Genomic DNA, 8764 nt, shown 5'->3' with positions numbered 1-8764 from the left:
AGTCATAGGATTTTCTCAGGTTGGTGCAGAAAGTGAATGGAGAACAGCGAACACAAAATCCATGCAAGAAGCAATTAAAGCAGCTGGCCATGAATTAAAATTCTCTGACGCTCAACAAAAACAAGAAAATCAAATTAAAGCAATTCGTTCATTTATCGCACAAAAGGTAGATGCCATCGTATTCTCTCCAGTTGTTGAAACAGGATTTGAAACGGTTCTACAGGAAGCAAAGGATGCAGGAATTCCGGTATTCCTTTCAGACCGTGCGGTTGATATCCAAGATGATTCACTTTGGGTAACTTTCTTAGGWTCAGACTTCGTTGAAGAAGGAAGAAAAGCTGGAAATTGGTTAGTTGAAGAGTTGGCGGATGCAGAAGGCGATGTAAATATCGTTGAGCTCCAAGGTACTGTAGGATCAGCACCTGCGATTGACCGTAAAGAAGGCTTTGAAGAAGTACTAAAGGATCACCCGAACTTTAAAATTATCAAATCACAAACAGGTGACTTCACCCGTGCAAAAGGCAAAGAGGTTATGGAAGCGTTCTTAAAGTCTGATGGAAAGAACATTGATGTATTATATGCCCATAACGACGATATGGCAATCGGAGCCATCCAGGCAATTGAAGAATACGGCTTAGTACCAGGAAAAGACATTACTATCATCGGTGTTGACGCAGTAAAAGGTGCATTTGAAGCAATGGCCGCTGGAAAAATGAACGTGACAGTGGAATGTAACCCAATGTTTGGACCGCAAATGGTTGATTTGATTGAAGCCTACTTAGCTGGTGAAGAAATTCCGAAACGAGTAGCAGTAGAAGAAAGCATTTACACAATGGATCAAGCGAAAGAGCTTCTTCCAACACGTGAGTATTAATAAATAACTTAAAGAAAAGTCACAAATGTTAAATGGAAGGTTTGATATTTAGTGATTTTTCTTTAATTTCTTGAAAATTATTAATCTCTTGAACCAATGGAAAAAGTGACCTGCAAGAAAATAGTCGTGGTTCAAAAGGAATTGAAAAAAATAAGGAGATTAAAGCATGATTAATTACAAAAGGATAAAATCATTAACACTTATTGTAGTTCTTCTGTGGAGCAGTCTGTTTTCTGGAACAGGCATTTCTGCGGAGATTGTAACTACATCAGTTAGTAACGATCATCTTTTAGCACACTATCCTTTAATAGAAGATGTTAAAGATGTCTCAGGTAATGAAAAGCATGGAACTGCCGTTGGGGATATTCCTTATGGAGATGGTTTAACTTTACCTGGTGGAACAAATAGTAACAGCAATCATGTAAAGTTACCAGATGGCATATTTGATAATCAAGATAGTTTGACAATTTCTACTTGGGTGAAAAGTAATACAAATAGTGGAAATTATGCTGCATTGTTTTTTGGTACACCAGCAAATTCAAATGGACTTCCATCGAATTATTGGTTATTTAATCCTACCAATCCAGATGGGAATTTTAAATCGGTATTCACCAATTCTTTAAACGACAGTGCACCTTGGAGCACTGAAGTGGGCGTGACATCCGCAAACACAACTGCAAATAAAGGAAAATGGACACATTATACGACAGTTATTACACCTAACTCTGTTACAGGTTACATTAATGGGGTGAAGATCGAAACTGTCAGTAAAGTGAGAAAGACAAGTGACTTTGGAACTGGATTAAATGCTTTTATCGGGAGATCGAATTACTTAAATGACCAAACGTTTGCAGGTTCATTTCAAGATTTACGTATCTATGGTGAAGCATATGACGAGACAAATGTATTAGCTATTTTTAATGAGGCATCTAATCAGATGGCACTTAACGACGATATGAAGAACCTAAGCTTAGGGGATACTACTGCAGTTTCTGAAGATATAATCTTACCAGTCGCGGGAAGTAACGGTTCAACTATATCATGGCAGTCTAGCAATGAAAATGCGATATCAAATACTGGAGTTGTAACTCGAACTAGTGAAGAGCAGATTGTAACATTAACTGCAACACTTACTCTAGAAGATTACCAAGCTGTGAAAAAGTTTACTATAACCCTTCTAGCAGAAAATGAGCTTTTATTAGAGGCGAAATCAAAGTTAGTTATTCCAAATGAAAAGAATATTCGTGGAAATATAACATTACCAACAGAAATTGATGTAGATGGACAACAAGTAAAAATCAATTGGACTTCTTCAAATCCTGAAGTTATTACAGATGAGGCAACAGGAGAGCATGGAGATGTTCCAGCAGGTTTTGTAACACGTCAAACTACTGTTCAAAATGTTACATTAACAGCAGAACTTGAAGTTAACGGAGATGTTAGTAAAAAGGTTTTTAATACAGTCGTTAATAAGGCAGTTCAATTAGATGATCTTACGGGATATATCTATACTTATTTTCGAGCGGACCTATATGGAAATGGTGAAAGTCAACAAATTCATCTTGCATCAAGTAAGGATGGACTTTTCTGGGATGACATGAACAATAACGAACCTATTTTAGAAACTACTCTAGGAACAAAAGGTGTACGTGACTCATATGTTGTTCGAGCACCAGAAGGTGATAAATTTTATTTGATTGCTACGGACCTAGATGCAAATGCAGGTCAATGGGGTGAATATGCTAATAATGGAAGTAAATCCATTATGGTTTGGGAATCAGATGATTTAGTTAATTGGTCTGACCAAAGAATGATTCAAATTGCTCCTGAAGGAGCAGGGAATTTATGGGCTCCAGAAACGATTTATGATCCTGCTACTGGAGAGTATGTCGTGTATTGGGCGTCAAATGTAAATGGAGAAGGTCACCGTATGTATTATGCAAAAACTCGTGACTTCTGGACATTTACTGAACCACAAATTTTTAAAGATCGCACTGCTTCAGAAACTTTCATTGATACGTCGATGATTGAACATGATGGAATATATTATCGTTTCACAAAAAAAGAACAAGATATTACCGTACTTTTAGAGAAAAGTAATTCTGTTTTAGGTGATTATAAGCTAGTAAAAGAAAAAGTCGGTGAACAAGGTGGCGTAGAAGGGCCTGGAATCTTCAAGTTAAATGGAGTAGAAAAATGGATTCTGATGCTAGATGGATATGCTTGGCCGAATTCAGGAGCAGGTTTCTTTCCATTAATTGCTAAAAATGCTGAAGATTTAGCTACAGGAAACTTTAGAAAATTAGCAAATACAGAGTTCAGAATGCCGACAGGGGCAAAACACGGAAGTATCATTCCGGTTACTCAAAAAGAGTATGATGCAATTATGGAAAAATGGGGACAAGATCTCGTAGAACCTGTTACCCCTGACTCAGGAAATGAAATTGTACCTGATTTAGAGTATAAATTCGATGAAGAATTACACGGTAATACTGTTGAAAATACAGGAACTTCCGGTGCTCAAAATAATGGTACTGTTCATAATGGATCAACATATACAAACGATGAAGAAGAAGGTCAAGTATTGTATTTAAATGGAGGAAATGCTGGTACGAATAGCCCGTATTTAGAATTCCCTCAAGGTTATTTTGATGGTAAAGATCATGTATCCATTTTCATGGATATCAAATCAGAAATGGATAATCAATTCTTCTTTACGTTTGGGATTGGACAAAATACACAGAAATACTTGTTCTTGCGTACTCGAGCAAATGAATTGTATTCTGCGTTAACGGTTAAATCTAATACAAAAGAACAAACAATTGTTGATCCTCTTAGCAGTTCTATCAAAAATACTTGGACAAATGTTGGGATTGTGCTAGAGCGTAACGGGGATGGCAATCACAGTACAATGAAGCTTTATAAAGACGGTGAACTTGTTGGTGAAAACACAGAGTTAATTGCAAACCTGTCTACAATGGGTGCCGACCTGAAGGCATATTTAGGAAAAGCATTTTACAATGATCCATACTTCAAAGGTTCATTTGATAATGTTCGTGTATATAATCGTGCATTAACAACTGAGCAGGTTAAAACGGTGATTAATCGAGGAACTGGAAATGACGATAATGAAGATCCGGGAACAGTAATTGATGAGCATCTTTTAGCACACTATCCTTTAGCAGCAGATGTTAAAGATGTCTCCGGGAATGAAAAACACGGAACTGCTGTAGGGGATATTACCTATAGTGATGGATTGACATTACCTGGTGGTACTGATAGTAATACGAATTATGTAAAGTTACCTGATGGATTGTTTGATAATCAAGATAGCATAACTATTTCTACATGGCTGAAAAGTAATACGAATAGTGGAAATAATTCAGCATTATTTTTCGGTACACCCGCTAATACAAATAGGGTACCTGAGAATTATTGGTTGTTTAATCCAACTAACCCAAGCGGGAACTTTAAATCAGTATTTACAAATTCTGTGAACAGTAATGCGCCTTGGAATACTGAAGTTGGCGTTGTATCAACAAATACAACAACAAACAAAGGGAAATGGACACATTATACAACAGTTATTACACCTTCTTCTGTAACTGGATATATCAATGGTGTGAAGATTGGAACTGTTAGCAAAACGAGAACAACGAGAGACTTTGGAACGGGATTAGACGCATATATCGGACGTTCAAATTATTTATCTGACCAAACGTTCGCTGGTTCCTTCCAGGATTTACGAATTTATGGTGAAGCGTTAGACGATACAAATGTATCAACTCTATATAATGAGTCAATTGATCAGATGTTAGTTCAAAATGATAAAAACGCTTTAAGCTTAGGAGATACTTTAGCGGTTTCAAGTAATTTAACACTACCTGTAGTGGGAAGTAACGGTTCAACGATCACATGGCAGTCTAGTAATGAAAATGCAGTTTCAAATACTGGAGTTGTTACTTTAAGTGATGAAGAACAAATTGTAAGATTAACTGCAACACTAACTTTAAATGGTTACCAAGCTTCGAAAAAGTTTACTGTAACCGTTGTATCAAAAAATGGAGACGATCCGGGAACTGCAAATCCTTATTCAGGTAATCCTGTGATTAAAGACAGATTTAGTGCAGACCCAGCTACCTTAGTCCATGACGGCAAAGTATATTTGTATACAGGTCATGATTCGGCAGCAGTGGACAATAATTATTATGTGATGCCAGAATGGGATATTTATTCCACGTCAGACCTAGAAAACTGGACCCTTGAAGGTTCGTTCCCATCAAATATGTTTACTTGGGCGACTGCCGATTCTGCTTGGGCTGCTCAGGCAATAGAAAGAGATGGGAAGTTTTATTGGTACACAACTGTATTTAACCCTGCTGAAACAAGCTATAATATTGCAGTAGCTGTTTCCGATAACCCTATTAAGGGCTGGAAGGATGCATTAGGTAAACCTTTAGTTACTAGTAGTATGACGGAAACACCACCGAATATGGGAGGATGGCGATGGAATAACATCGACCCAACCGTATTTATTGATGATGACGGACAAGCGTATTTATATTGGGGAAATACCTATTTATACTACGCCAAATTAAAGGATAATATGATTGAACTAGATGGTGAGATTCAAAGGGTCGACATTGATGGAATGCCAGGTTCCTTTACAGAGGCTCCTTGGCTGCATAAATATGAGGATAAATATTATTTAACCTTTGCGTCGAATTGGCCTGAAGATATTGTGTATGCCGTGAGTGACAGCCCTAGTGGACCATGGACATATGCAGGTGAACTCATGGATGCAACTGAGGGTACGGGCACTAATCACCCGGCTATACTTGAGTTCAACAATAAATCGTATTTCGTTTACCATACAGCTGCTCTACCTACTGGTGGCGATTATCGACGCTCGGTAGCTATAGAAGAATTGCATTACAACCCTGATGGAACCATTCAGAAAATGATACCAACTGCTTCAGGAATTTATGCTGAACCTCAATGGATTCAAGCAAGCGGTGATGATAATTATGTTTATCACCAGAATGGAAGCATAATTGTAGATTCTCTTGTAGAAGATTCATATGACAATCAATGGTTTATTGCTCCTGGCTTGGCTAACAATGGTGAAAAATATATCTCGATCCAAGCTGAAAATAGGCCAGGCTATTATTTAACGAGACAAGGTTCGAATATTGTACTCAAAAAGAATGACGGCACACAGGAATTTAAAGAACAAGCAACCTTTAGAGTTGTTTCTGGTCTTTCTAACAGTGGTGAAAAGTCACTCCAAGCTTATGAAGATGATCAATTATTTATGATTCAAAATGAGGATAATTCGTTAGGAGTAGCCACACCACAGTCTGAAGCTGAGAAGGAGAGAGCCACATTTATTTTCAGTGAAAAATCAGGTGAAGATAACGAAACACCAGGAGAAGAACCAGAAGACCTTACGCTTGATCCATCTGAAAATGCGAATGCAGTGGAAGTGTCAGCTGGTAAGACCTACACAGTGAAAGATACGAAAGTACAAGTCACAATGCCATCAGATTTACCTGCTGGTACGAAGGTGAAAGTAGTAGCAATGAATGTTGAAGAAACGAACCATGACGGTCTTACACCTGTGGGTGACAGTTTCACATTTACATTCGAATTCCCGGAAGGTTTATCTAATCCAATTGGCGAATACACATTAGTAATGGGCTATAACGAAGAAGCAGATTCTGATAAAGTAGCAATCTACTACTTCAATGAAACTACAGGAAAATGGGAACACCGTGGTGGAGAACTAAATACAGAAAATCAAACCATTACTTTAAGTGTTCCACATTTCTCAACATATGGTGTATTTGTTCCAAGTGAAGCACCAGGAGAAGAAGATCCACAAACACCAGGAGAAGAAGATCCACAAACACCAGGAGATGAGAATCCACAAACGCCAGGAGAAGAAGATCCACAAACGCCAGGTGAGAACAATGAATCGCCTGGAGAAAACAATGAATTACCTGATACAGCTACAAATCTATACAACTATTTACTGGTTGGAATGATTTTACTAGCAATCGGTGGAGTTTCCATTGCAATAGGTAGAAGAAAGAAATTGAATTAATAAAAGTTTTAAATTCAGTTTTATATTCTCGATAAAATAATCTAGCCTTCAATTTCATTTTTAGATTGAAGGCTAGATTTATATTACTAGTCTTTAGTTGAAATAATATATTATTGGAGGATTACTGTGAAAAGTATTGGAAAAAAATTTTACCAGTTGTATCCAGCATAGCCCTCGGCTTGCTACGGCACCGGCAAGCACGAATCTGACTAATGTTTTTGCTGCTACAAACGTTCAAAAAATATTAGATTATGATATGAGTGATGTTAATGGTACTACAGTTTCTGACAGTGCGGGTAATTTTGATGGCAGGTTAGTAAATCCAAATGGTGCCGAGTTACTTTCTAATCAGGATACTAAGGTTTTAAACTTTACGGGTGGGACGACGTGTTCATATATTGAAATTCCTCAGGGGGTATTGGATGGATTAGAAAGTGTTACAGTTTCAGCTCTTGTAAGTTGGGATGGAACAGGAGGTGCACAATGGATTTATGGGTTAGGTCAAAGTGATACACATTACATGTACTATACCCCATCCGATGTTGGCGGTGCGATGGATCACTTTGGAATCGCTACAAATGGATGGAGAAATGAAACCTATGCTGCGACTAAAAAATTGCCTGCTAAGGAATGGAAATTAGTTACTACAGTCATCAATGGACCAGAACAAACGCTTGAAACTTATGTGGATGGTGAGCTTGTTGCGACAGGTTCAACTAATGGCTTTACATTAGATACTATTAATAATAAAAATGGGATTAGTGGACATATTGAAAAATATTCCAGGAGTTGGAGTTGAGGTTATAGAACCTATAGACGACAATGAAACTCCAGACGAAGATCCACAAACACCAGAAGAAGGTGAAGATACCCAAACACCAGTAGAAGACAACGAAACAACTAAAGGGCATGAATTGCCAAATAGTGAAACTTCTATATACAATTATTTAGTGCTAGGTTTTCTATTATTAATTTCTGGTTTGTTTCTTAAAAAAAATTCTAGAAAAGCGAAGAACGGATCTATATCATAATAAGTTATATAATTCCCCAGCTTGTAGACAAAGTCATATATTTGGCTTTCTACAGGCTTTTCTTATTTTGTTCCACGCTTTATAGTATTGCAACTAAAAATAGCAATCAATCATACCTATAAAAATAATACAATTTTATTAAAAAATTTATAGTTTTTGTAGATAGAGAAATTGGTAATTGCAAAATATATTGCATTTTTTTCGAAAGTTATTCCATTCATTCTAATGTGAAAACGCTTTAGAATAAAACTATACCAGTTCACAGAATAAACAAATATATCAGAGAATTGGAAAAGGGAGGTTTATATGATGAAAAATCTACTAAAAGGAAAAACGCTATTATTTTTACTAATGTCACTCATGTTGCTATTAGCTGCCTGCGGCCCAACTGGAACGGGAGGACAAACAGATGACGCGAAAAGCGGATCTGGCGGTTCAAAGGATAGTGAGAAATTAGTCATAGGATTTTCTCAGGTTGGTGCAGAAAGTGAATGGAGAACAGCGAACACAAAATCCATGCAAGAAGCAATTAAAGCAGCTGGCCATGAATTAAAATTCTCTGACGCTCAACAAAAACAAGAAAATCAAATTAAAGCAATTCGTTCATTTATCGCACAAAAGGTAGATGCCATCGTATTCTCTCCAGTTGTTGAAACAGGATTTGAAACGGTTCTACAGGAAGCAAAGGATGCAGGAATTCCTTGAAACAGGATTTGAAACGGTTCTACAGGAAGCAAAGGATGCAGGAATTCC

At 37.2% G+C, this 8764-nt stretch carries 5 protein-coding genes; all 5 read left to right on the top strand.

Annotation, left to right across the window (positions count from 1 at the left end; genetic code table 11):
• The coding region (locus BTR25_RS26130) for an ABC transporter substrate-binding protein (RefSeq protein WP_075690883.1) at window positions 1–874 on the top strand (874 nt) is incomplete at its 5' end.
• 166 nt (window positions 875–1040) lie between these two features.
• Window positions 1041–6980 (top strand): LamG-like jellyroll fold domain-containing protein, encoded by a 5940-nt coding sequence (locus tag BTR25_RS27340; protein ID WP_075690882.1) that lies wholly within the window; start codon window positions 1041–1043, stop codon window positions 6978–6980.
• A 136-nt stretch (window positions 6981–7116) separates the two neighbouring features.
• A complete protein-coding gene (locus BTR25_RS26120) occupies window positions 7117–7779 on the top strand; it encodes a LamG-like jellyroll fold domain-containing protein (RefSeq protein ID WP_075690881.1) in 663 nt (220 codons plus the stop codon).
• The gene (locus BTR25_RS26115) at window positions 7751–8011 is read left to right on the top strand and encodes an LPXTG cell wall anchor domain-containing protein (protein ID WP_075690880.1); all 261 of its coding nucleotides are present in this window, start codon (window positions 7751–7753) and stop codon (window positions 8009–8011) included. The genes BTR25_RS26120 and BTR25_RS26115 overlap by 29 nt, the downstream gene beginning before the upstream one ends.
• A 306-nt stretch (window positions 8012–8317) precedes the next feature.
• Window positions 8318–8716, top strand: coding sequence for a substrate-binding domain-containing protein (locus tag BTR25_RS26110; RefSeq protein WP_303046877.1), 399 nt, complete (start codon window positions 8318–8320; stop codon window positions 8714–8716).
• Window positions 8717–8764 lie beyond the last annotated feature (48 nt).

Origin of the sequence: Bacillus sp. MRMR6, from assembly GCF_001940785.1 — a bacterium.
Classification (GTDB): domain Bacteria; phylum Bacillota; class Bacilli; order Bacillales; family Cytobacillaceae; genus Neobacillus.
This window is presented reverse-complemented; position numbering and strand designations above follow the sequence as displayed.